This is a genomic window from Streptosporangium sp. NPDC002721 (assembly GCF_042888905.1).
In the GTDB taxonomy this organism is placed as follows: domain Bacteria; phylum Actinomycetota; class Actinomycetes; order Streptosporangiales; family Streptosporangiaceae; genus Streptosporangium.
Genome location: NZ_JBIAQI010000036.1, coordinates 26,999 through 51,088, shown reverse-complemented (window position 1 = coordinate 51,088; position 24,090 = coordinate 26,999). Strand labels below are relative to the sequence as shown.

General features: G+C 73.8%; 15 protein-coding genes. 4 read left to right on the top strand and 11 right to left on the bottom strand.

The genetic code is table 11. The annotated features are described in order from the left end of the window. Positions 1-28 precede the first annotated feature (28 nt). Entirely contained in the window at positions 29-5,413 is a 5,385-nt protein-coding gene (locus ACFYWM_RS38495; RefSeq protein WP_389924766.1) for an amino acid adenylation domain-containing protein, read from the top strand. A 192-nt stretch (positions 5,414-5,605) separates the two neighbouring features. Here ACFYWM_RS38495 and ACFYWM_RS38490 read toward each other — a convergent pair whose 3' ends face one another. Continuing rightward, positions 5,606-6,607, bottom strand: a complete 1,002-nt coding sequence (locus ACFYWM_RS38490) for a GAF domain-containing protein (RefSeq protein ID WP_389924763.1) — start codon at positions 6,605-6,607, stop codon at positions 5,606-5,608. A gap of 681 nt (positions 6,608-7,288) precedes the next feature. Here ACFYWM_RS38490 and ACFYWM_RS38485 point away from each other — a divergent pair. Beyond that, positions 7,289-8,302, top strand: coding sequence for an iron-containing redox enzyme family protein (locus ACFYWM_RS38485; RefSeq protein WP_389924760.1), 1,014 nt, complete (start codon positions 7,289-7,291; stop codon positions 8,300-8,302). A gap of 178 nt (positions 8,303-8,480) precedes the next feature. Here ACFYWM_RS38485 and ACFYWM_RS38480 read toward each other — a convergent pair whose 3' ends face one another. The 4 genes from ACFYWM_RS38480 to ACFYWM_RS38465 all read right to left on the bottom strand — a co-directional run bounded on the left by ACFYWM_RS38480 (position 8,481) and on the right by ACFYWM_RS38465 (position 11,820). Continuing rightward, positions 8,481-9,071 (bottom strand): hemerythrin domain-containing protein, encoded by a 591-nt coding sequence (locus ACFYWM_RS38480; protein ID WP_389924757.1) that lies wholly within the window; start codon positions 9,069-9,071, stop codon positions 8,481-8,483. Between the two features lie 200 nt (positions 9,072-9,271). Continuing rightward, the gene (locus tag ACFYWM_RS38475; protein WP_389924754.1) at positions 9,272-9,706 is read right to left on the bottom strand and encodes a hypothetical protein; all 435 of its coding nucleotides are present in this window, start codon (positions 9,704-9,706) and stop codon (positions 9,272-9,274) included. Between the two features lie 14 nt (positions 9,707-9,720). Further along, on the bottom strand, positions 9,721-10,299 hold the full coding sequence (locus ACFYWM_RS38470; RefSeq protein ID WP_389924751.1) for an RNA polymerase sigma factor: 579 nt from the start codon (positions 10,297-10,299) through the stop codon (positions 9,721-9,723). Positions 10,300-10,365: 66 nt separating this feature from the next. Further along, a complete protein-coding gene (locus ACFYWM_RS38465) occupies positions 10,366-11,820 on the bottom strand; it encodes a S8/S53 family peptidase (protein ID WP_389924748.1) in 1,455 nt (484 codons plus the stop codon). Between the two features lie 198 nt (positions 11,821-12,018). Here ACFYWM_RS38465 and ACFYWM_RS38460 point away from each other — a divergent pair, with 198 nt between their 5' ends. Next, complete coding sequence (locus tag ACFYWM_RS38460; RefSeq protein WP_389924746.1) at positions 12,019-14,655, top strand: CHAT domain-containing protein; 2,637 nt, start codon at positions 12,019-12,021, stop codon at positions 14,653-14,655. Positions 14,656-14,787: 132 nt separating this feature from the next. On the opposite strand, the gene ACFYWM_RS38455 is transcribed toward ACFYWM_RS38460, so the two are convergent. Further along, entirely contained in the window at positions 14,788-17,040 is a 2,253-nt protein-coding gene (locus ACFYWM_RS38455) for a LuxR C-terminal-related transcriptional regulator (RefSeq protein WP_389924744.1), read from the bottom strand. Positions 17,041-17,329: 289 nt separating this feature from the next. Between ACFYWM_RS38455 and ACFYWM_RS38450 the strand changes: the two genes are divergently transcribed. Further along, on the top strand, positions 17,330-18,376 hold the full coding sequence (locus ACFYWM_RS38450; RefSeq protein ID WP_389924741.1) for a M12 family metallopeptidase: 1,047 nt from the start codon (positions 17,330-17,332) through the stop codon (positions 18,374-18,376). A gap of 133 nt (positions 18,377-18,509) precedes the next feature. Here the strand turns inward: ACFYWM_RS38450 and ACFYWM_RS38445 are convergent, their stop codons facing one another. The 5 genes from ACFYWM_RS38445 to ACFYWM_RS38425 form a co-directional block, all read right to left on the bottom strand. After that, positions 18,510-19,373 (bottom strand): SRPBCC family protein, encoded by an 864-nt coding sequence (locus tag ACFYWM_RS38445; protein WP_389924738.1) that lies wholly within the window; start codon positions 19,371-19,373, stop codon positions 18,510-18,512. Next, positions 19,366-19,923, bottom strand: coding sequence for a helix-turn-helix domain-containing protein (locus ACFYWM_RS38440; protein ID WP_389924736.1), 558 nt, complete (start codon positions 19,921-19,923; stop codon positions 19,366-19,368). Before ACFYWM_RS38440 ends, ACFYWM_RS38445 begins: the two co-directional genes overlap by 8 nt. A gap of 77 nt (positions 19,924-20,000) precedes the next feature. Beyond that, complete coding sequence (locus tag ACFYWM_RS38435) at positions 20,001-21,485, bottom strand: glycoside hydrolase family 130 protein (RefSeq protein WP_389924734.1); 1,485 nt, start codon at positions 21,483-21,485, stop codon at positions 20,001-20,003. A gap of 259 nt (positions 21,486-21,744) precedes the next feature. After that, positions 21,745-22,800: a glycosyltransferase gene (locus ACFYWM_RS38430; RefSeq protein ID WP_389924731.1), complete on the bottom strand. Its 1,056-nt coding sequence runs from the start codon at positions 22,798-22,800 to the stop codon at positions 21,745-21,747. Continuing rightward, the gene (locus tag ACFYWM_RS38425; RefSeq protein ID WP_389924728.1) at positions 22,797-23,942 is read right to left on the bottom strand and encodes a glycosyltransferase; all 1,146 of its coding nucleotides are present in this window, start codon (positions 23,940-23,942) and stop codon (positions 22,797-22,799) included. Before ACFYWM_RS38425 ends, ACFYWM_RS38430 begins: the two co-directional genes overlap by 4 nt. Positions 23,943-24,090: the final 148 nt, after the last annotated feature.

The following is a 24,090-nucleotide window of genomic DNA, read 5'->3' as shown; positions in this document are numbered from 1 at the left end:
GGAGACATCGTCACAGGGGGATGAGGCCATGTCCGTCGCCGATCTGTCCGACGCCAGGCGGGATCTGCTCAGGCGCAGGCTCCGTGGCGAGGCCGCCGACACCGAACGCCCCGAGATCCCGCGCAGGCCCGAGGGCACGCCTCCCCCGCTCTCCCCGGTCCAGGAGCCCCTGTGGTTCATGGAGCACTTCAACCCGGGGACCTCCACGTACACCATCCCGGTCGCGGTGCGGCTGCGCGGGCCGCTCGACGTCGACCGGCTGCGCGACCTGCTGGGCGCGCTGACGGACCGGCACGAGAGCCTGCGCCACCGCTTCCCCGCCACGGAGGACGGGCGGCCCGCGGTCCACGTCGTTCCCGCCGCGCCGGTGCCGCTGCGCCTGGCCGAGGCCGCCACGGACGCCGAGGCCGCCGAGCTGATCGGCGCGGAGAGCGCCGAGCCGCTGGACCTGGCCGAGGGGCCGCTGCTGCGCGCCACCCTGATCAGGATCACCGACGACGAGCACGTCCTGGCGTTGTTCGTCCACCACATCGCCGCAGACGGGCAGTCGACCCAGCTGCTCTTCGCCGACCTCCTCGCGCTGTACCGAGGAGAGGCCCCCGCCGCGCCCGCCGTCCGGTACGGGGACTTCGCGCTCTGGCAGCGCGAGCGGTCGTTCGAGCGCGAGCTGGCCTTCTGGCGCGGGGAACTGGCCGGGCTGCCCCGCGCCGAGCTGCCCTCGGACCGGCCGCGCCCGCCCCGGCTCACCTTCGACGGCGCCTCCCACGTCCACCGGCTCGACCCCGAACTGGTCACCGCGCTGACCGGGCTGGGCGCGGAGCGCGGCGCGACCCGCTTCATGACCCTGCTCGCCGCCTTCCAGGTGCTGCTCGCCCGCTACTGCGGCCGGGACGACCTCGCCGTCGGCACGCCGGTCGCCGGGCGGACCAGGGACGGGCTGGACGACGTGGTCGGCATGTTCGTCAACACCCTCGTGCTCCGCGCCCGCCTCGACGGCGACCCCGGCTTCGCCGACCTCGTCACCCGGACCCGCGACGTGGTCGTCGACGCCCTCGACCACCAGGAACTGCCCTTCACGCGGCTGGTCGACGCGCTCGACGTGCCCCGCGACCCGAGCAGGCAGCCGCTGGCCGACGCGCTCTTCTCCATGCACGACTTCTCCGTCCCCGCGAACGCCGCCGGTGACCTGGCGGCCGAGGACTTCACGATGGCGCCGGGCTCGGCGCGCTACGACATCGAGCTCTACCTGGTCCCGGCCGCCGACGGCGGCATGACCGCCACCTTCACCTACCGGACCGCGCTGTTCGACGCCGTGACCGTCGAGCGCATGGCCGGGCACCTGGAGAACCTGCTCAGGGACGCCGTCGCCCGCCCCGGCGTCCCGGTGAGCGAGCTGGAACCGCTCGGGGAGGCCGAGCGCCGCCTCCTCACCGAGGAGTGGAACGCCACGGCGGCCGACTTCCCCTCCGGCGCGACGCTGCACGGCCTCGTCGAGGCCCAGGTGGCGCGGACCCCCGACGCGCCCGCCGTCACCTTCGGGGGCGAGTCGCTGACCTACCGGGAGCTCGACGAGCGGGCCGCCGGGGTGGCCCGCGTGCTGCGCGGCTCGGGGGCGGGGCCGGGGGCGCTGGTCGCGGTCTGCGCGGAGCGGTCGGCGGAGCTGGTGACCGGGCTGCTGGGCGTGCTCAAGACGGGCGCGGCCTACGTGCCGCTCGACCCCGACTACCCCGCCGACCGGCTCGCCTTCATGCTCTCGGACGCGGGCGCCGCCGTGGTGCTGACCCAGCGGCACCTGGCGGACCGGCTGTCCGGGCACGGCGCCACCGTCCTGGCCCTGGACGATCCCGCTGTATGGGCCGTTTCCGAGGATGTTCAAGGAAGCGCGGGCGAGCCGGGGACGGCCGCGTACATGATCTACACCTCCGGTTCGACGGGCAGGCCGAAGGGGGTGCCGAACAGCCATCGCGGCATCGTCAACCGTCTCGACTGGATGCAGAAGCGCTACGGCCTCACGTCGGACGACGTCGTCCTGCAGAAGACGCCCGCCGGGTTCGACGTGTCGGTCTGGGAGTTCTTCTGGCCGCTCATGACGGGCGCCAGGATGGTGCTGGCCGAGCCCGGCGGGCACCGCGACCCGGCCTACCTGCGCGAACTGGTCGCCTCGGAGGGCGTCACCACGACGCACTTCGTCCCCTCGATGCTCGGGATCTTCCTGGCGGAGGACGGTGTGGGGGACCTGACCTCGCTGCGGCGCGTCATCTGCAGCGGGGAGGAACTCCCGGTCGACCTGGCGCTGCGCTGCCTCGCGACCCTGCCGGGCGCCGAGCTGCACAACCTCTACGGTCCCACCGAGGCCGCGATCGACGTCTCCTCCTGGCACTGCACCGCCGAGGCGCTCGCGGGCCGGACGAGCGTGCCGATCGGCGCGCCGATCCAGAACATCACGCTGCACGTGCTCGGCCCGCACCGCCGCCCGGTCCCGGTGGGCGTACCCGGTGAGCTGCACATCGGCGGGGTCGGCGTCGCCCTCGGCTACCACCGGCGGCCCGAGCTCACCGCCGAGCGGTTCCTCGCCCTCGGCGACGACCGCGTCTACCGGACCGGCGACGCGGCCCGGTGGCTGCCCGACGGCACGATCGAGTTCCTGGGCCGCCTCGACGACCAGGTCAAGCTGCACGGCCTGCGGATCGAGCTGGGGGAGATCGAGGTGGCGCTGCGGGAGCGCGCGGGGGTGCGCGACGCCGCGGTGATCGTCAGGGAGGACGTGCCCGGGGACCGGCGGCTCGTCGCGTACCTCGTCGCGGACGAGCCGCCGGAGAGCGCCCGGGTGCGGGCCGCCCTCGGCGGCACCCTGCCCGACCACATGGTCCCCTCGATGTTCGTCACCCTGGACGCGCTGCCGCTCACACCGAACGGCAAGCTGGACCGCAGGGCCCTGCCCGCCCCCGAGAGCCCCGGCGCCGCCGAGTACGTCGAGCCGGAGAACGACGCCGAGCGGGCGATCGCCGCCGTCTGGGAGCAGGTGCTCTCGGTGGAGCGCGTCGGCGCGCACGACGACTTCTTCGACCTGGGAGGCAACTCCCTGCTGGCGATCCAGGTCGTGGCCAAGCTGCGCAGGGCCCTGCCCGACGGCAGCCCGCAGGTCGGCCTGGTGGACCTGTTCTCCTTCCGTACGGTACGGGAGCTGGCCGGGTTCGTCGGCGGCCCCGGCGGCGGGGGCGCGCGCCCGCTGCTCCAGCGGCTCACTCCGCGTCGTACGGTGACGCGCAGCTACGTCTGCGTCCCGTACGGCTCGGGCAGCGCGATCGTCTACCAGCCGCTCGCCGACGCGCTCCCCGAGGACCAGGCGCTCTACGCGGTCGCCATCCCGGGCAACGACGTCGGGCTGGACGAGGAGCCCGAGGAGTTCGACGAGGTCGCCAGGCGCTGCACCGAGGAGATCCTGCGGACCGTCGAGGGCCCGGTGGTGATCTACGGCCACTGCGGGGTCGGCGCGGGCCTCGCCACCGAACTGGCCAGGCGTGTGGAGGCGGCGGGACGCGAGGTCGAGGCCGTCTACATCGGGGCCATCTTCCCCTTCGCCCGTCCCCGGGGGCTGATGCGCACCCTGTCGCGCGTCGGGGAGTTCGAGAGCCTGCGCCGCAGCCAGGGCGACATCAACTGGCTCAAGGCCCGGGGCGTCGACCTGGAGGAGCTCGACCCGGGGGTGGCCGACCGGATCATCCGCACGATGCGCCACGACGGCAAGGCGGCCGAGAAGTACTTCACCGACCTGTTCGACACCCCCGACCGCGTCCGGCTGCGCGCCCCGGTCGTCTCGGTGATCGGCGAGCGCGACCCGGCGACCGACTTCTACGAGGAGCGGTTCAGGGAGTGGCACTTCATCGCCGACACGGCCGCCCTGGTCGTCCTCGACGAGGGCGGGCACTTCTTCCTGCGCTACCGGGCCGAGGAGCTGGCCGGGATCCTGCAGGTCCACGACCGGCTGGACGCGCCCCCGGAACGCGGGCCCGACGACACCTGGTGGGTCCACGGGGTCGCCAGGACGTCGGAGGCGAAGCCTGAGAAGGAGACCATACAGCCCAGCATGGGGCGTTTCCTCACCTTCTCCGCGGGCCAGCAGATATCCATGATCGGCTCCGCGCTCGTCGGGTGGGCGCTGCCGCTCACGGTGCTGGTCGACTCGGGCTCGGTGACGCAGTTCTCGATCCTGGCCGTGCTCAACCTCGCCGGACTGCTGATCTCACCGCTGGCCGGGGCGATCGTGGACCGGGGCGACCGGCGCCGGGTGATCCTGCTGGCCGACTGCGCCTCGGCCGCCATCCAGGCGGTGCTCGCCGGGATCATCATGTTCGGCGAGCTCCAGCTCTGGCAGATCTATCTGCTGGTCATCTCGCTGTCGGTCGCGAGCAGCTTCCAGCGGCTGGCCTACAACTCCGCGGTCCCGCAGCTCGTCCCCAAGCACTACCTCGGCCACGCGATCGGGGTCACCCAGATGGCGGGCGGCGTGGCGCAGCTGGTCGTCCCGCTGATCGCCGCCGGTCTGCTCGCCTGGATCGGGCTGGGCGGCATCGTCGCCATCGACGTGATCAGCTACGTCTTCGCGATCGCCGTCGTGCTCCTCGTCCGCTTCCCCGACACGCTGCCGTGGCGGCCGAGGGAGCCGCTGACCACCGAGATCGCGAAGGGGTTCGGCTACACCTGGAACGAGCGGGGCCTGCGCTCGATGCTCGTCTTCTTCGCGGTGCTCAACATCTTCCTGTCGCCGCTCCTGCTGCTGGTGTCGCCGCTGGTGCTCTCCTTCGCGACCCTCGCCGACGTGAGCCGCGTCTCGGTGGTGAGCGGCCTGGGCGTGCTGCTCGGCGGGCTCACCATGGCGCTGTGGGGCGGGCCGCCCAAGCGGCGCTTCCGGGGGGTCCTGGTCGCGACGCTGGCCATGGCCGTGGGGAGCGTGGTCGTCGGCGTCAGCCCGTCCCTGGTGACGATCGGGATCGGCGCGTTCGCGCTCACCTTCTTCCTCACGGTCATGAACTCGATCTACACCACGATCGTCCAGATCAAGGTGCCGTACCGCTACCACGGCCGGGTCTTCGCGCTCAACACCCTGGTCGCCTGGTCGACCCTGCCGGTCGGGATGGGGCTGGTGGCCCCGCTGGGCACCGCCCTGCTCGACCCGCTGCTCGTCCCCGGCGGCCCGCTCGCCTCGACGGTCGGCGCGGTGATCGGGGTGGGGCCCGGCCGGGGCATCGGGCTGCTCTACCTGGTCTGCGCCCTCGGGATGGCGCTGGTCGTCGCCGGATCGCTGCGGGTCAGGAGGCTGGTGCGGCTCGACACCGAGATGCCCGACGCCGTCCCCGACGACCAGGTGGGACTGGAGGCGATCGAGGCCCGCCGGGCCGGCGCGAACGCCTGACCGTCCCCGCGAGGGTTTCGTGTCTGACGAGCGGGTTTCCCGAGGTGCGCGCCCGAGCGCGCTTCCGGGGCGATCCGGTCACCGAGTGGCCGGTCGTCCGGGAGGGTTACCGGGAGCGGCGCCGGGCGGGTCAGTGGAGCGGGGCAGGGGCGGGGCAGGAGCAGGTCGGGGGCGGGCCGGGGCGGGAGCGGGTCAGGGGCGGTCGCGGTAGGCGTTCAGGCCGCCGAGGTCCTTGTTGGCGATGAACACCGCGGCCACGAAGAGGGCCTCCTCCGCGTGCGTGGTGCAGGCCCACGCCGAGTCGCCCCAGCCGTCAGCGATCTTGAGTTCGGCGGGTTCGGCGCACTGCCGCCCCGAGCCGCCGAGCTGGCACAGTGCCGGGCGGCCCGTCCCGCGTTCCTCGGCGGCGACCTGGCGCAGCCGCTCGGCGAGCGCGGTGGCCACGGTGCCGCGCTCGTCGGCGTCCTCGCGCAGCCGCCGCTCGGCGCGCGTGGCGTGGACGGTCTCCAGGCGCAGGTCCAGGTGCCGGGCGACCAGCGCGGCGAGCCCGGTCAGCACCGCCCTCTGCGTGGTGGTGACCTCGCGCGGGCGCCGGTCGGCGACGTCCACGGTGCCCAGCCGATCTCCCCCGGCGGCGACGATCGGGGCGGCCGCGTAGAACCGCAGCCCCGGCTCCCCGCGGACCAGCGGGTGGTCCACGGTACGCGGGTCGAGTGCGGTGTCCTCCACGACGTACGGGCCGTCCGACAGCGCCGCCGAGACACACAGGCCTGGCTCGACGCCGACCTGTTCCACCCCGTCCAGCCCGTGGGCGGCGGCGAACCACACCCGGTCGGTGTCGACGATGCTGACCGTGGCGATGGGGGCGTCGAACACGGTCGCGGCCAGTAGGGCGATCTCCTCGAAGGTTCCGTCGGAGGAGGCTTCGAGGATCTCGTACCACCTCGGAGCGTCAGGCCGTCCGGTCTCGGCGTCGCCGTCGGGAGCCGGCCGCTCGGTTCCGGGGCTGTCCGCGTCGGCCGGTTCTTCGGTGCTGGTGCCGGTGCCGGTTTCTGTACCGGTGCCGGTGCTGTCCGGGTGAGCCGGTCGCGCGGGCTCCGCTTCGTCTCCGGGGGCGGGCGCGACCGGGGACGGTCCGTCGTTCGCGACGGCGGGTGGGTCGGCGGGCGCCGACACGGGTGGAGAGGCAGACACCAGGACCGCTTCCGGTAGGGGACGGGCGGGAACCGCGGGACGTCGAGGCTCTTCACGAGTGACCGTAAACGTTCATGCCAAACATCTCGAATCGATGTCCTGCTCCACCGGTGCGGGTTCGTCCGGAGGTGGACCCGGTTCCGGGATAGGTGATCGTTTGAGCGGGGCCCATTCAGGACGGCAGGGGTACCTCCGGGGCCACCGGAACAGCGGCATGTTTTGTCGTCTTCGCAGTTCACCGGGAGGAAGCAGCGATCTTGAGGGCGTTTCGAGGACTCCGGGGCGGGCATCGGACGGTCTGAGGGTCATCGAACGGGGGGACGCATGACGCGCGGGTTCGACGCGTCCGCTCACTGCGGGCGGCGCATCGCCGACGTCCACGACGACGGCGTCACGGTGGAGGATCCCCCTGAGAGCGTGAGCGGGCTCCCGGCGGTTCCGGGGCTCCCGTCCCCGGCGACTCCCGGTTCTCCGGCAGCCCTGAATTCTCCGACGGTCTCGCCGTCTCCGCCGTCTCCGTCTTTCCTGCCGTCCTCGGTGCCTTCGCCGTCCCCGAGGTCTCCGTCGCCCCCGTCGTCCGCGCGACCCTCCCCGTCCCCGTCATCCCCGTCGCGCTCGAAGAGGAACCTCCCGGGCCCGCAGGGTTCGCGGGCTCCCGGTGACGCTCCCGCGCTGCCCGCCGTGCGAGGGCCGATCACCTCCCTGCTCTTCGAACGGCTGGTGCGCCCGCCGCACCGCTTCGGTCTCCTCTCGCTCCCGCTCCTGTCGTTCCCGGCGCGGTTCGCGGGCCCGGTGCTTGAGGACGAGGACGTGCAGCTCGCCCTCTTCGTCTGTTACGAGCTGCACCATCAGGGCTTCGAGGGCGTGGACGACCGGTGGGAGTGGAACCCCTCCCTGCTGGAGGTACGGGAGATCCTGGAGGCGCGGTTCGAGGAGGGGCTGGCGCGGGCCGTACGGTATCCGCCGGGCTCGCGGCCCGAGCAGACGCGCCAGGCGCTGGCCGAGCTGGTGGCCGCCGCCGCCGTGGACGGGCCCGATCTGGCGGGGTTCCTCCGGGAGCGGGCCGGCCCGGAGCAGTTCCGCGAGTTCGCCGCGCACCGGTCGATCCACCACCTCAAGGAGACCGACCCGCGCACCTGGGCGATCCCCCGCCTGAGCGACCGTCCCAAGGCCGCGCCGGCGGGGATCCAGGCGCACGCGTACGGCGGCGGGCGGGCCGAGCGGACGCGCTCGGAGCTGTTCCGGGCCACCCTGCGCGGGCTGGGCATGGACGACTCCTACGGCGCCCATCTCGACCGGGTCCCGGCGATCACGCTGGCCGTCTCCAACGCCATGTCGCTGTTCGGGCTGCACCGGCGCCACCTCGGAGCGTCGCTGGGCCACCTGGCGGCGGTCGAGACGACCTTCTCGGCGTCCTGCCACCTGTACTCCCTGGGCCTGCGCAGGCTGGGTGGCGGCGAGGCGGTGAGGCGTTTCTACGACGAGCGGGCGCGCGCCGGCGCCACGCGCGAGCGGATCGCCGCCGACGACCTGTGCGGCGGGTTCGCGGCGCGGTACCCCTCGCGGGCCGGTGACGTCCTGTACGGGGCGGCCTGCGCCCTGACCCTGGACCGGCTCTTCGCCGAGCACGTCATGAGCCACTGGCGTCGCGGCGCCTCCTCGCTGCGGGAGGCGCGCGCGACGACGAGGTCGTGACCAGGCTTCCGGGCTCCGCCTCCCCGGACCCCGGGACCCCGCCTCCCCGGACCCCGCCTCCCGGACCCCGAAACCGAGCTCCCCGGCTCCCTGACCCCTGGCCTCGGTTCCCATCCGTCCCGGCCCCGGTTCCGGCGGCCGGTCAACGCCGACGAGAGCGGCGGGGGAGACGCGTGCCTCAGCCGCCCTGCGTCCGCAGGACCTGGCGGATCACGTCGCGCGTCCGGTCCACGATCGCCAGGGGCGGCCCGAACAGCAGGTTCATGACCATCGACTCCGTACCCGGGTGCGGGTGGGTCGGGGCCAGCGCCTCGGCCGCCTTCACCCCGGCCGCCAGCGCCCGGCGCTCGGCCACGCTCGTCCGGGCGCGCAACTGGGCGAACTCGTGGCACTCCTCGGCGCGGGCATGGGCCAGCACCGCCGCCCGCAGCACCTGGAGACGCGCGGAGAAGCCGGGGTGGCCGGTGCCCATCCCCTCCAGTTCGGCGAGCATCTGCTTCGCCTCCCTCTCCTCCGCGAGGCGTTCGCGGACCACCTCGTCCCCGTTGGGGATCGTGAGGCGCGCGTAGGGGTGCACGACCTCCTCCTCGGCGGTCTCGTGCACCGCCAGCAGCCGTACGAGACGCTCGAAGGCCTCGGCCCGCTGTGCTCCGGTGGGGGACTCCTCGACCTCGTCGAACAGATCTCTGATCATCGTGTGCTGGCGCATCAGCAGGTCCACGACGTCGTTCTCACCCATCAACTCGGGCACGGCCCGGCGGTCACCCATGAGTCCCCCTATCGTCTACCAGGTCGCCTACCCCCGCCCGGGCACCGAAACCCGGGGTTCGTCAGGGGACGCGGACGAGCGTACGACGGGAGCCGCGCCCACCGCGCGGGCCGCCGTCAGACGGCGATTCCACCCGGCCGCGCGCATGTCCTCCCCGGCTTCAAGAACCTTGTGACCCGGACACACCGTACGAGCCGCCGTCAGACGGTGATCCACTCGGTGACGACCGTCGCGTCCCCGAGACGGCAGCGGAGGCTGAACGGCCCGGCGGGAACGTCGTCGTAGATGAACCTGCCCAGGTCGTCGGCCGTGAGCGTGACCGGACGGCCGCCCAGGACCTCGACCTCAAGGTGGCGCGGCGGCATCAGCTGGCCCACCACCCGCCCGCCGGTGGCGGTCACGGTGACCTCCAGGTCGACGGTGAGCCCCGCGCCCTGGAAGGTGAGCATGCGCGGCTGCCTCTCACCCCGCACCTGCGAGGACCCGCTCAGGGAGTCGAAGACCAGCTCGGCCAGCTCCGTGTCGAGCGTGCGCAGTGTGTACGCCTCGACCGCGACCTGCATGAGATGCGAGGGAACGGGATCGAACAGCTCGACGGCGCGGCGCAGCTCCGCCTCCAGCTCGTCGTCGCTCATCGGGAACCCCGCGCTCATTGGAAACCCCGCCTGCCCAGGAGGACGCGCAGCCGTCGCAGGCAGCGCTGCCTGATCGGCCCGATGCTCCCGACGGCGATGCCGAGCGTCGCCGACACCTCCTGGTAGCTGAACGGCGGCGAGGCCGTGAGCAGGCGCAGCAACCGCTGGCAGCTCTCACCGAGCTCCTGGAAGGCCTGCCAGGTCGCCCGTGCCCGCTCCCGCTCCCTCGCGGCGTCCTCGGAGTCGATCAGCGCCTGCTCGGGGGTGCGGTCGTCGGCGACGCGGTCGAACACCTCGGGGTCGCCGCTCGGCGAGACCCGCCGGGCGGCCCTGATCACCTTGACGCACTCGTTGCGCGCCGTGCTGGCCAGCCACGCGCCGGCCTTCTCCGGTTCGCGGATCCGCGTGAGGTTCTGGGCGAGCCGGAACCAGGTCGTCTGGTAGACCTCCTGCGCGTCCGCGTCCCTCAGCCCGTGGGCGCGCACGACGGACCACACAAGAGGGCTGAGACCTTCCACCAGGGATTTCCACGCGGCGGCGTCGTCGGTGTCCACCGCGGCGCGGAAGAGGATGCCGATCGATTCTCGGTCCACGGTGACGTCCCCTTGCTTTCGGGACTGTCATCGTACGACGTAGGGCCTGTCCGCCCGCAGTGGTTTTCAGCGGGGGGCCGAAACACTTTGCACGCTCGCCGGCGTCCAGGTGGAGGGGATGAGGGCCGGTCCGGGGACGCTCTGCAGCCTGCCGACGGGGGTCTCGGCCAGCAGCCTCCCGGCGGCCTCCCGGGAACGGATCCCCTCGTGCCGCATCATGTAGTTGGCGATCATGCCGACCACCAGGGGCGTGGAGAAGGAGGTGCCGCTCCACTCCGCCAGGCCGTCGAACAGGACGCGTTCGCGGACGGCGGTCGGCGACTCCTTCATCTTCTCGGTGAGCTCGCCCCGGTGCGGGGGGAACTGGCAGGTGCAGTCGTAGTGGTGGCCGTACCGGCAGTGGTCGAAGGTGGAGTGCTGGTAGTCGTACGCGGCGGGGGTGGGGTCCACCGCGGTGAAGGCGCTCACCAGGCGCTCGCCGGGCGCGTACGTCGTCACCCACGGCCCGTGGTTGCTGAAGCAGGCGCGGGCCGTGCCGTCCCTCCTCAGCGCCCCCACCGACACGACGGCACCGGCGTACTCGGGCTGGTCGGCGTAGGCCGCGGGCCAGAACCTCACGTCGTTGCCGTTGTTGCCCGCGGCCGCCACGAGCAGCGTCTCGGGGTGGTCCATCAGCGCGTCCATGAAGCGTTCGAGCCCCAGGAGCGTCTGCGCGCACGTGCTCGGCGTCCCCGCGGACAGGCTGATGATGTCGGGCCAGCGCTCCGCCGGGAGCATCCCGCCGAGCAGCTTGTCGCCCAGGTCCTTCTCGCTGATGGCGCCCGCGTCGACGAGCGTGCCGTGCACGGTGACGTCGGTGCCGGGCGCGACGGCGCTGACCAGACCGGCGATGAAGGTGCCGTGCCCGACGTACTGCTTGAGGATGCCCTCGTCGTCGAGCTCGACCTCCTTGCCCTCGCCCTTGACGCGGTGCAGCCACGGGTGCGACATGTAGTTCTCCACCAGCCCGGTGTCGACCACGAGGACGGACACCGGCACCTCCCCCTCGGCGGAGAACTCGGCCACCCCCGGGTTCGGCGACTCGCACCGGGACACCGGCACCGGCTCGTCGCCGGGGCAGCAGTTCACCGCGATGGACACGATGTGGTTCCTGGAGGCCATGCGACGCCCGTCGTTGTCACGCTCCAGGTCCTCGACGGCCCTCAGCGCGTCGGACACGTCCTTGTCGCCGGAGCGCTCCCTCCTGTCCGGCTCGCCGACCCGGATCCTGAGCACGCCGCCCGGGCTCTCGTCCCGCTCCACCCGTACGTTCTCGGCCTGGTAGTCGTCGCCGCGGTCCCGGACGAAGGCGTCCCTGACCACCGAGGCGACCTCGTCGGCGTCGTCCGCGCGGGCGAGGATGTAGCCCTTCTGGTAGAGGAACATGCGTTCCTCGCCCTCGAAGCCCGCCGCGAGCACGATGTCGTCCCCCATGGCGTCCTGGATCTGGTCGAACTGTTCCTGGAACCTGTCCGGTGCCATATTCGCCGTCCTTGTCTCCGAGATGTCCTGACGTCGATGTCCTGACGTCGCCACGGGTTAAGAGTCGCCGGGTGCCCCACTGATACACCCCCCGGACGGACTCCGTGGCGCGAACGGGAGGCCGGAGCCGGACAGGGGGTGCCCCCGGAGGGCTCCGCGGCATGGACGCCCTGAACACACCACGTCTAACATCGATCCGTGACCGGGGGAAGCTCGCGGATCCCGCCGCCCACGGGAGACCCGCTCTCCCTGCTGCCCCTGGTGTTCGCCCGCCCGGCGGACGCGCTGGCCGGAGCGCGGGCCGTGCTGTCGGGGCTTTCCGGCGCCCCCTCCCCGCACGACGCCTCCGTCGCCCACCAGGTGATCGGCATCTGGCACCGCGACTTCGGCGACCTCGGGGTGGCGATCCGCCACCTGCGGCAGGCCCGCGCCCTGGCCGCCAGGTCCGGTTCCCCGAACCGCGAGGCCGACGTGCTGGCGACCCTGGGCGCCGCCCTCATCCACGCGGGCCGTACGAGACAGGGGATGGCGGCGCTGGAGGCGGCCGTCGAGAGGGGCAGCGGGGTCACCGGGGCCCGGGTGCTGTTCCGCCGGGGCTACGCCTGGTGGGTCCTCGGCGGGCACCGCGAGGCGCTCGACGACCTGCGGCGGGCCATCCCCACCCTGCGCCGCGCCCGGGACACGATCTGGACCGCGCGCGCCCTCACGCTCAGGGCGACCGTCCACCTGGCCATGGGGTCCGTCGAGCGGGCCGAGGCCGACTTCGTCGCCGCCGAGCGGCTGTGGGACACCACCGACCAGGAGCACGACAAGGCCGACGCCGTCGAGAGCCGCGGGCTGGCGGCCTTCCGGTCCGGCGACCTGCCCGCGGCGCTGCGCCTCTTCGACGAGGCCGCCAGGCGCTACGAGGCCCTCGGCACGCCCATGTTCGTGCTGCACATCCGGCGGTGCGGGGTGCTGCTCGCGGCCGGGCTGGCGCGCGAGGCGCTGGAGGAGGCCGACGCCGCCACGGAACAGCTGAACCGCATGGGCGGGCAGACGACCCGCAGCGCCGAACTCCTCCTGATCGCCGCGCGGGCCGCGATCGCGGCGGGTGAGCCGAACGCGGCGATCGCCCGCGCGAGCACGGCCATCCGGCTCTTCTCCAGCCAGCGCCGCGACTGGTGGCAGGCCCACGCCCGGCTGGTGCTGGTCCAGGCCAGGTTCGCGGCGGGCAAGGTCTCCGGCCGCTCGGTGCGCGACGCCGCCGAGGTCGCGGTACGGCTGGCCGAGCTGCGCTCCCCCGAGGCGGTCCAGGCCTCGCTGCTCGCCGGTCGCACCGCCCTCGCCCTCGGCTGGGAGGCCGACGCGGAACGGCACCTGGCCGCCGCGGCGAGGACCAGGGGACGCGGGCCCGCCTTCGCCCGCGTGGACGGCTGGGTGGCGCAGGCGCTCCGGGCGGCCGCGGCGGGACGCACGCGCGGCGTGCTGGACGCCTGCCGCCGGGGGCTCGACCTGCTGGACGAGCACAGGATGACCCTGGGCGCCTCGGAGCTGCGGGCGCGGGCCAGCGCGCAGGGGGCGGAGCTGGCCGTGCTCGCGCAGCGGGCGACTCTCACAGGGGGGAGTCCCCGCCGGTTCCTCGGCTGGAGCGAGCGCTGGCGCGCCACCGTGCTCGCGGTCCCGCCCACCCGGCCCCCGGACGACCCCGAGATGTTGCGCGACGTGACGGCCTTCCGCGAGATCAGCAGCCGGGTCGACACGGCGAGGCCGGGGGGCGTGCCGGTCCCCGCGCTGGAGCGCGAGCAGCGGCGGCTGGAGAAGGAGATCCGCGCCCGGACGCTCCGCACCCGCAGCGAGGGCGGCTTCGACGGGCACCGCTTCGACGCGGGCCCCCTGCTCGACGGGCTCGGCGACGGGTGGCTGATCGAGATCGTCGCCGTCGACGGCGAGCTGCACGTCCTGCTCTGCGGCCGGGGCCGGGTGCGCAGGTTCGCCGCGGGACGCCTCGCCGACGCGGCGATCGACGCCGACCACGCCCGCGCGGGCCTCGGACGGATCGCGTACGGGGGCTCGGAGGGCCGGTTGCCCGTCCTGGAGGCGGGCGGGCGCCGCCTCCAGGAGACGCTGCTCGGTCCCGCCGTGCGCCACCTCGGGGACGGCCCCGTGGTCGTCGTCCCGCCGGGCAGGCTGCACGGCGTGCCCTGGGCGCTGCTGCCGGCGCTGGGCGAGCGGGTGCTGAGCGTGTCGCCGTCCGCCAGCGCCTGGCTCCGCGCCCGGCGGATCGAGCCGTCGCCGTCGAAGGAGCGGGTCGTGCTGGTCAGGGGGCCGGGCCTGGCGACGGGCGGGGCCGAGGTCCCGCTGCTGGCCGCGCGGTACGGGGAGGCGACCGTGCTGGGTTCCGGCACCGCGGTCGCCCCGGCCGTGCTCGCGGCGCTCGACGGCAGCAGGCTCGCCCACATCGCCGCGCACGGCACCTTCCGCTCCGACAGCCCGATGTTCTCCTCCCTGAGGATGGACGACGGCCCGCTCACGGTGCACGACCTCGAACGGCTCCGCAGCGCCCCGTACCGCATCGTCCTGTCCAGCTGCGACTCCGGCAGGCTGCAGCCGGTCGGCGCGAACGAGCTGCTCGGCCTCGCCACGGCGCTGCTGCCGCTGGGCACGGCCGGGATCGTGGCGAGCTCGGTGCCCGTCGACGACGAGGCGGTGGTGCCGCTGATGCTCGCCCTGCACGAGGGGCTGCGCCGCGGCCTGAGCATGGCCGAGGCCCTGCGCGACGCCAGGCTGGCGATGCCCGGCGACGCGCTCAACCGGGCGACCGGCTGGTCCTTCTCCGCCATCGGCGGCGCCTGACGCCTCCGGCCGGGCGGGGTCCGGTGTTTCCGGCCGGGTGGGTTCCGGCACGTGGCCGGTCGGACCGCCGGTCGGACCGCAGGGCGGACCGCAGGGCGGGTGCGGTCGGGTGTGTGCGGTCGGCCCACCGCGTCAGCCGACGGTGAAGAGCCTTCCCAGCCCGGCGCGGTCGCTGCTGCCGAGCCGCGCGTAGGCGTCGCACAGGTGGTTGGCCACCGTACGGATCGACACGGTGAGCTGCTCGGCGATCTGCCGGTTGGTCAGGCCCGCCGCGGCCAGGCTGACGATCTGCCGCTGGCGCGCGGTGAGTCTCGGCAGCGCGAGGTTGACCAGGGCTGAGCTGCGCGCCCCCTGGCAGGCGCCCGCCAGCGCGGAGGCCCGGTTCCTGGAGGCCTGCGAGGCGCGCCGGTCCTCGTGGACGAGGGCCGCGTGCGCGAACGCCTCCGCCGCGTGCAGCAGCAGACCGAGGTCGGTGAGACCCCGCGCCACCTTGTCCAGTGCCTCACCGTCGCGCCTGGCCAGAGCTCGGGCGTGCCGCGCCAGCAGGGGGGCGAGGTCTCCCTCCGCGCGCTCGGCCAGCCTCCCGAGCCGGTCGACGACCAGCTCGGGGGTCCCGAGCCGCACCACGTCGTGCAGCGCGAACAGGTCGTCTCCATGGGGGTCGTCTCTGAGCGGGGTGTCTCCGGCGGCGCGCAGTGCGGAGCGCAGGGCCCCGTCGAGGTCTCCCTCGGCGGCGAGCGTCCAGGTCCGTGCCCGCTCGGCGGCGAGCGCCCACGACCGCGCGTCCGCGGTGGCCTCCGGCGGTGCCGGGGAGATCGGGGAGGCCGGGGGCCGGGCCCGGGAGGCGGGCCGCCCGCGTGTGCGTGCGTCCTCGCCGAGGGCCGGGCCGCGCGACAGGGCCTGTCGTGCCGTCGTCAGGTCGCCGATGTAGGCGGAGGCGTGCGCGAGTTCGGCCAGGCAGCCGTGGTGGTGGGGGGAACGGCGCAGTCCCTCGCGGCTCCAGGCGACGGCCTCACGGGTCTCCCCGCGAAGCCGGGCGACACGGGCGCGCCGCGCGCAGAACTCCGGCATCGCGGGCTCGTCCCAGCCGGTGTCGTCCTCGGCCATCCGCTCGCCGGCGCCGCGCGGTATCCCCGAGAGGTGTCCCGCGTACGCGCGTACGGCCAGTTCCTCGCACTCGTCCGCCAGTGCCGTGGCCGTGGCCCCTGGGAGCCGTGGCGCGCCGGACGGCCCTCCCGCCCCCGGGCGCTTGGCGGCGGCCCGGAGCACCGGGCCGTGCAGCGGGTGGGCGAGCCGGACCGACAGCCTGTCGTCCACGGTGACCAGCCCCTTCGTCCGCAGACGTTCGAGGACCCCGAAGGCCGTCCCGGCACCCGGTGCGCCCGAAGTCGGCGTGCCGGGGGTCGGCGGGTCACCTGACACGGGGAGTCCCGGGAGCGTTCCAGAAACGGCGGATCCCGAAGACGTTCCGGACGCGGTGGGTTTCGGCGGTTCGCCGGACGAGGTGGGCTCCGCCGGTTCGCCGGACATGACGAGCCTCAGCGGTCTGCCGGACGCGATGAGCTCCAGCGCCTCCCGTTCCTCCCCGTCGACGTCGCGGATCGTGTCCTCGACCAGTTCCCTGACGCGCGCCGTCATCGGAGGAGTGCCCCGCCAGGTCCATGTGCCCGACACGTTGCTCAGGTCCCCTCCGGCGTGGACGGCGACGACCAGCTCGCGCAGGAGGCGGAGGTCACCGCGGCTCGCCCGGTGCAGGCGCCGGACGGTGAGGGTGTCCACGTAGCCGCCCACCGCCCGGGACAGCAGTTCGCCGCACTCGCGCTCCGTCATGGCGGCCAGTGTCACGCGCGGCAGGAGGTCCTCCTTCCAGAGCCTGGAGACGTCTTCCGGCACGGGCACGCCCTCCCTGACCGTGACGAGCAGGCGGGTACGCCCCCTGAGCGCCAGGCGGCGGACGAGCGCGGCCGAGGAGTCGTCGAGGAGGTGGGCGTCGTCCACGACGAGCACACGTACCCCGTCCAGCGCCTCGATCGGGTCCGGCGGGCAGAGAAGCCCCGTGGGGTGCGGGGAGGATCCCGTGAGGGACGGGGAGGTGGAAGGTCCCGCGCCGAGCGGGAGGCGGGAAAGGAGGTGGGCGAAGGCGGCGAACGGGGTGTCCAGGGTGTCCGGCGTTCCCGCGACCCGCGCGTGAACCGGCTCGGTCACGGCCTCGGTCACGAGCACGGGCAGCGGTACGGGTACGGCCTCGGCGGCCAGGCGGCTCCTGCCGACCCCGGCCGCGCCGGTCACGACGACGCCCCGGCGACCGGCCGCCAGGCTCCGCCGTACGAGATCGAGTTCCTCAGTCCTGGCCGTGAAGGGCCAGGGGGACCGTGGGTTTCTCACAGCGATATGAGCCATGCCGCCGGTCCGTGATACACGTGAAATCGAGCGGGTCTCGCACACGCGCGTCCGGGGTCTCGTGGGGATCGAGCGGGTCCCGTGCGTGCGCGTCCGGGACTCTGCGGGAATCGAGCGGGCCTCGCGTACACGCGGCCGGGATCTCGCGGGAATTGAGTAGGCCCTACTCATGCGTGTCCGGGATTCCGTCCCCAGTCTCGTGGCATGTGGACACGGTTTCCTTGATCTCCTCACCACGCCCGCGCGCGAGGGCCTCCACACGGCGGGGTTCCCGATGAGGGCGGACGGCGGTGAGCGCGTCCGGCACTGCTCGCTCCCCCCGTACCCCGCCTACACGCCGCCGGACGGGCTTGAGGGGAGGCGCCGCGCGGCCCTGCTCTCGGGGCGGCGGGCCTGGCTGAACGGGACGGTCCTGCACTACTGCTTCCTGGATGAGCGGCGGGACGACGGCGGGCAGCGCGACGCCGTGCGCCGGGGTTTCCAGGAGTGGAAGGACCTCGGCATCGGGCTGGAGTTCGCCGAGGTCGCCGACCCTACCGAGGCGGAGGTACGGATCGGGTTCCGGCGGGACGCCGGATCGTGGTCCGCCGTGGGACGTGACGCGCTGCGCGTCGGGACCGCCTCCCGCACGGTGAACTTCGGCTGGGATCTCACCGGGGCGTCCGGCCGGGGCACCGTGCTGCACCAGATCGGCCACGTCATCGGCATGGTCCACGAGCACCAGAGCCCGTACTCGGGCATCCTCTGGGACGAGGAGGCCGTCTACGAGGACTTCGCGGGACCGCCGAACCTCTGGCCGAGGTCGCGGACGTTCCACAACGTCATCCGCAGGCTCGACGAGAGCGAGGCGAACGGCCCGGTGTGGGATCCGCTGTCCGTCATGGGGTACCGGCTCGGCCCGGGGCTCATCCTGGAACCCCCGTGCCACCGGGCGGGGGTCGTGCCGCCGGGCACCGTCTCCGGGCCCGACGCCGCGTTCGCCCGCCGCTGGTACCCGCCTCCGGGCGCCGGGCCGCCGCCCGAGCTGCGGCCGTTCCGTTCCGCCCCGCTCGGCACCGAGGCGGGGGAGCAGCGCGACTTCGTGATCGAACCTCGCGCCACCCGTGACTACACCGTGGGTGTCTTCGGCGAGTGCGACACGGTGCTGGCGCTGTTCGAGGAGGTCGGCGGCGACCCGCGCTATCTGGCGGGCGACGACGACGGCGGGTGCCCGCGCAACGCGTCCCTCCGCGTCCACCTGCTCAGGGGCCGCCGCTACGTCCTGCGTGCGCGTGTCCATTCCTGCTGGGGCCCCGGCCAGGCGGCCGTCATGTGCTGGTGAGCGCCCGGACGACGCTCGACCCCCAGGAGAACGAGTTCCGCGTCAGCTGCGTTCTCGGCGTTCTCGCGGCTCGGCCGTCACGGAGCGGGAAAAGGCGGCCGGCCGCCGGTTCCCGCCCCGTGCGCTCAGCCGCTCACCGCTCCGGAGAGTCGGACACGGTCGGGTCGAGCCAGATCGGGCGCCAGTCGCTCAGCTCGTGGAAGCGGCGCAGCTCGGCGAGACCGCTGAGCCAGCCCATCCATCCGGCGTACGGGGGGTTCTTCTCGTCGAAGCCGCTCTGCACGAAGGTGAGCCGCGTCGCGCCGCCCGAGCCCTCCAGCTCCCAGCTGGAGACGCCGAGGCCCGGCCACTCCAGGGAGAGGCCGCGGCCGGGCTCCAGCGCGACGACCTTCGCGGGCGTGCCGTCGGCCTCGAAGCCGCCCATCGCGAACCGCCCGCCGACGTACGGCTCCATGTCGACCTTGTAGCCGAACCACCGGCTGAACTTCTCGGGGTCGACGAGCGAGTCGAACACCTCCTCCTGCGAGCCGCCGATGACGATCTCCTCCCGCATGACCGGGGAGGAGAAGTCGGCCTTCGGCGTGAGCACGCGGCCCTCCAGGTGGTCGACCAGGTTCGCGATCGACAGGTACCAGAACGTCTGCAGCGTCCCCAGGACGCCGCTCTCGGCGAGCGCGGCCTCCTGGTCGAAGTGGGTCTGCGTCAGCGACACGATGGTCGACTCCGCGCTCTCCTCCTCCAGGGTGATCTCGACGGCCGTCTCCTCGCCGCCGAGCGGCCACGCGAAGCGCAGCGTGTGGTCGTCGACGTGCAGCAGGCGCTGGCGGGGCGCCTCCCCCTCGGGGGTGTGGCGCCCCCAGAACCCGTACCGGTGCGGCAGCTCGACCTCGGCGTGCTCGGCCAGCCAGACGCGCAGCTCGCCCGGGTCGGTCAGGGCGTGGTGGACTTTCTTGAGCGGTGCGGCCACGCGCGCGCTCAGCTTCATCGGCTCACTCACGGGGGTCTCCCTTGGGGTAGCAGGCGACGGCGAGCTTGAAGGCGTCCCCTTCGGCGCCGCCGTAACGGGTGAAAAGGTCTTGTAGCGCCGTCTGGAGGTCGTTCAGGAACTCCTGACGCCGCTCGGGGGGCACGCGGATCTCGCCGGACACGCCGACGGACGGCAGCTCCGGCGCGGTCCTGTCGAGCGCGCCGATGTCGGCCTGGACCTCCTCCATGAGATCCAGCAGGTAGCCCAGGCTCAGCTCGTCCCGGGTCGCGCGCAGGCCGATCCGGCCGACGAGGCGGGGCGAGAGCCAGTAGGAACGGGCGCTCGCCTGGTAGACGCCCTCGTGGATGCCGCGCACCCTGCGCTCGGTCACCTGGGTCACCAGGCCCGCCTCGACCAGGCGTTTGACGTGGTAGTAGACCCGCTGCGGGGTCTGGTCGAGCAGGGCCGCGACCTCGGTGCACGAGCGCGGCTCGGCGAGTTGCCGCAGCACCTCTATGCGCTGCGGCTTGAGCAGGGCCTCGGCCTGCTCGATCTGCTCCAGGTACAGGACGTCTCTCATCGCAAAATCAATCTTGTACGTAAAAAACTATTTTGTCAATGGAGCCGGAGCCGGCAGGGCGGGTGGAGAGAGGGGGCTTACCCGCCGGCCGAAGGCGGCCGCATCGCCCCCAGCAGGGTGGCGAGGGACACGCGGGCGAACCCGATCCGGGCGTCGCTCTCCCCGTACGGCAGCCACAGGGCGCCCGCGTGCAGCAGGCCCCCGCAGGAGTACACGACGTTGGGCACGTACCCCTCACGCTCGGCTTCACAGGGGGTGAGGAGCGTGCCGGGCAGCTCGGCGACGACGCGGCGCGGCTCGTCCAGGTCGAGCAGCAGCGCGCCGATGGCGTAGCGGCGCATCGGGCCGACGCCGTGGGTGAGGACGAGCCAGCCGGACTCGGTCTCCAGGGGGGATCCGCAGTTGCCGACCTGGATCAGCTCCCAGCCGCGGCGAGGGGTGTGGAGCGGCACCGGGGGCTGCCACCTGCTGTCCTCGCCGAGGGAGGTCAGGCCGAGGGTCTCGCCGTCGGAGCGGCACAGCGCCAGCCGGCGCCCGCCCACCGGGCGCGGGAACAGCGCCATCCCCTTGTTGGTGGCGGCGGGCCCGCGCAGCGAGGTGGCCTCGAAGGTCCGCAGGTCGTCGCTGGCGAGCATGCGCGAGCGGATGTGCCGCCCGTCGTAGGCGGTGTAGGTGGCGCGGTACGAGGGCGTGCCGTCCTCGTCGACGATCCTCACGAAACGGGCGTCCTCCATCCCGTTGCTCTCGGCCGCGGTGGCGGGCCAGAGCACCCGCCGCTCGATCGGGACGTCGGCGGGGAAGGTCACGGCGTAGTCGGAGGCGGTCGCCCGGCGCAGATCCTCCACGTTGCCGTGCGTGGTGGTGCGGCCGAGCAGGTCGGCGGGGAGCCGGGCGACCGCCCGCTCGAAGTCGTCGTCGTCGAAGAGCTCGGGCAGCGAGCCCAGCACGGTGGCGGAGACCTCGTTGTCCCAGCCCTCGTCGGTGATCGCGGCGGCGAGCAGGGCACGCCGGTGGGGAAGGCCGTGCCGGGGCCCGGCGGTCAGCGGCCCCGAGCGGTCGCCGACGGCGAGCTCGTCGCCGGGGCCGAGCACCGCCGTGGCGAACCCGATGGACGACAGGTGGCCCTCGCCGATCTGCCGCGTGCTGATCACCACGCGCAGCCGCCCCGGCTCCAGCCCGGACTGGTCGGGGTGGGCGACCATCGAGGGGTTGCACAGCGCGGCGCCCTCCACGGAGTACTCGTGGCTGAAGTAGGCGCCGACCAGGAGGCGGACCGCCGGTCGCAGGTCGAGATGGCTCGGGACCCGGTGGCGGACCAGGTCGTAGTGGTGCAGGAAGGTCGTCGCGAGGTCGCGGTGCCGGTCGCCGAACCCCCGTAGCGTCTCCTCCAGGAGCGCGGCGGTCTCGTCGTGGCCGAGCAGCGCGATGCGGTCGACCAGGGCGGCGGTCCGGCTCCGTGCCAGGGCGACGTCCTCCCCGGGCACGAACAGCTTGATGATCACCCGTCGCGGGTCGGCGGCGAGGGTCCGGTCGAGCCGGGTGGCCAGGTCTCGGATGGTCATGACACCCCGTCCGGGGAGTTCGGCTCCGGGGCGCGGCTCCCTGCCGGGACGCCACGCCTTCCGGGGAGGGCGGCCGGGACACGGAGTCCCGCGGGGGGTGCTGCGGCCGGGACACGGAGTCCCGCGGAGGGTGCGGCCGGGGCTCGGCGTCCTCCGGGGGGTGCGGTCGGGACGCGACGCCGGGTGACGGTCGCGTCATATCCCGTCATGACATCCATGACACCACCCCGCCGGTCCCGTGACCAGGGCAGGGCGCCCCTCAGACGACCTCACTCCGTTCGCGCGCCAGCTGCTCGGCGTGCTGCAGGGTGGAGATGAGCGCGAGGGTCGACTCCGCGCCCTGGTTCAGGTTGGGCCCGTACAGGGTCAGGCCGTCGTAGCCTCCTCCGGTCGCGATGTCCCACATCGCCGTACCCCGGTCGTTGGCGCCCTGGAACCACGCCCACGCCCGCCGTACCCCCACCTGCCAGGAGGGGTCGCCGGTGACGGCGCACGCCGTGGCGCAGGCGTCGGCGAGCGCGGCGACCTCGATCGGCTGCTGGTCGTAGCGGTCCCGCGGCGCGTCCCGCCGCCAGCCGGCCACGGGCACGACCGACAGCCGCCCGTCCCTGGTCTGGATGTCGTGGAGCCAGGCCAGCATCCGCAGGCCGCCGGCGAGCATCGAGCCGTCGCCGCCGAGGTGGCCCGCCGCGACGAGCACCTCGGCGAGGGCGGCGTTGGCGTACGTCAGCTCGGGCTGCGGCCACGGCCAGCCGGGGTCGGCGGGCGGGACGCCGACCGCGCGGGCGGCGTCCGCGAGCAGGTCCGCGGCCGGGGCGTGGCCGGGCAGGACGCGCAGGACCTCCGCCGCGCCGAGCCCGGCGAAGGCCATGGCGCGCGGGTGCGTGGACCGCCCGGTGGCGCCGAGGGCGAAGGAGATCAGGGCCTCGTCGCGGATCCACGGGGCCGGGTTGCGGGCCGCCGCGGTGCCCAGGCCCCACAGCGCCCGCCCCCACCAGTCGCCGAAGCCGGGCTCGTCGGTCCAGCGCCGGTCGTGGGAGAGCCGGTTGTGGAAGGCGCCGGAGCCGTCCTGCGCGTGCGTGAGGAAGGCCAGGTAGCACTCCGCGAGCCGCCGTACCTGGGTGGTCGGCGCCGGCTCGCGGCTGGTGACGACGAGCCCCCGGGCCACGTCGTCGGTGCAGTAGCCGTGCTGGCGGCGGACGACGGCGTGCCTGGCGTGCTCGAACAGGCCGGTGTCGTCGCTCAGCCGCGCCAGGTGCCGGAATCCGGGCATGGCGGAGGCGACCGCGGGGGGCATGGGGGTGGCGGGGGTCACGACAGGGCCACCGCCACCGCTGCCGGGCGTCCGGTGAGCAGACCCCGGGCGAGGTCCTCGTAGCGCGCCGCCACGGCGGGCCACAGCAGGGTCGGGACCAGGGCGTGGCTGCGGTTCCCGAGGTCCTCGGCCAGGCCGGGCTCGGTGAGGATCCGGCGCACGGCCGCGGCGAGCGCCCCGGGGTCCTCGTGGGGTACGAGCAGGCCGGGCCCGTCGGTGAGCAGTTCCACGGCGTGCGGGAAGGACGTGGCGACGACCGGCACCCCGGCGGCCACCGCCTCGATCAGGACACCGGAGGTCACCTGCTCGTGCGAGTCGTACGGCAGCACGACCACGTCCGCCGAGCGGATCAGCCGGATCAGCGAGGCCTGGTCGCGGTAGACCGGGTCGAACCGCGCGGAGGCGGACACGCCGAGCCGCGCCCCCATCCGCTGCAGCCGGTCGCGGTAGGCCTCCCCGTGGTGTTCGAGCACCTTGGGATGTGTCTTTCCCGCGATCGTGTACGTGGGCGAGGGCGAGAGGTCCCCCAGCAGGGCGAGCGCCCGCAACGCCCACTCGATGCCCTTGCCGGGGCCGATCAGTCCCCAGGTGAGCAGGTGCGGCCGAGGGTGGCGCCGGGCCGGGACGCGCATGTGGTCGGCGGCCCCGTGCGGGATGACCGACACCTTGCCCGGGTCGACGTGGTAGCCGGAGAGCAGCCGGTCACGGGCGGTGCCGGTCATGGTGACCACCGCGCCCGCGGCCTCCACGATCTGCTCCAGCAGCCCTCGCTGCCGGGGGGACGGCCTGGTCAGCACGGTGTGCAGGACCACGATGCTGGGCACCACGAGGTGCCGCAGCAGCGGCAGGACGTCCTGGCCGTCCGTGCCGGGGTAGATGCCGTACTCGTGCTGGACCACCGCCACGTCGTACCGCTCCAGGGCGGAGGCCGCCGCCTTCCAGCTCTCGTGCCCGCCGGGTGCCCAGGTGTGCACGACCCCGGGCGCGGGGCGCTCGTCGTCGGCCTCCGTGGTGACGCGGACGATCCCGCCCCGGGCGCCGCCCTCGGTGAGGTGGGCCGCCAGGGCGGAGTTGAAGGTCGCCAGCCCGCACTGCGTGGGCGGGTAGGTGCTGAGAAATCCATATGTACAGGCCAACGCCATGCCTTCCGGTCATCGGCCGCTCCGGGTCACGGATGCGGGCCTCACGCGGTGAAGACGTCCATCGGTCAGCGTGGTGACGGATGGAGCCGAAGCCTGACGCCGGGGGCCGTCCTCGCCGGGGCCCGGCTGCCGCGACCCCGCAGAGGAT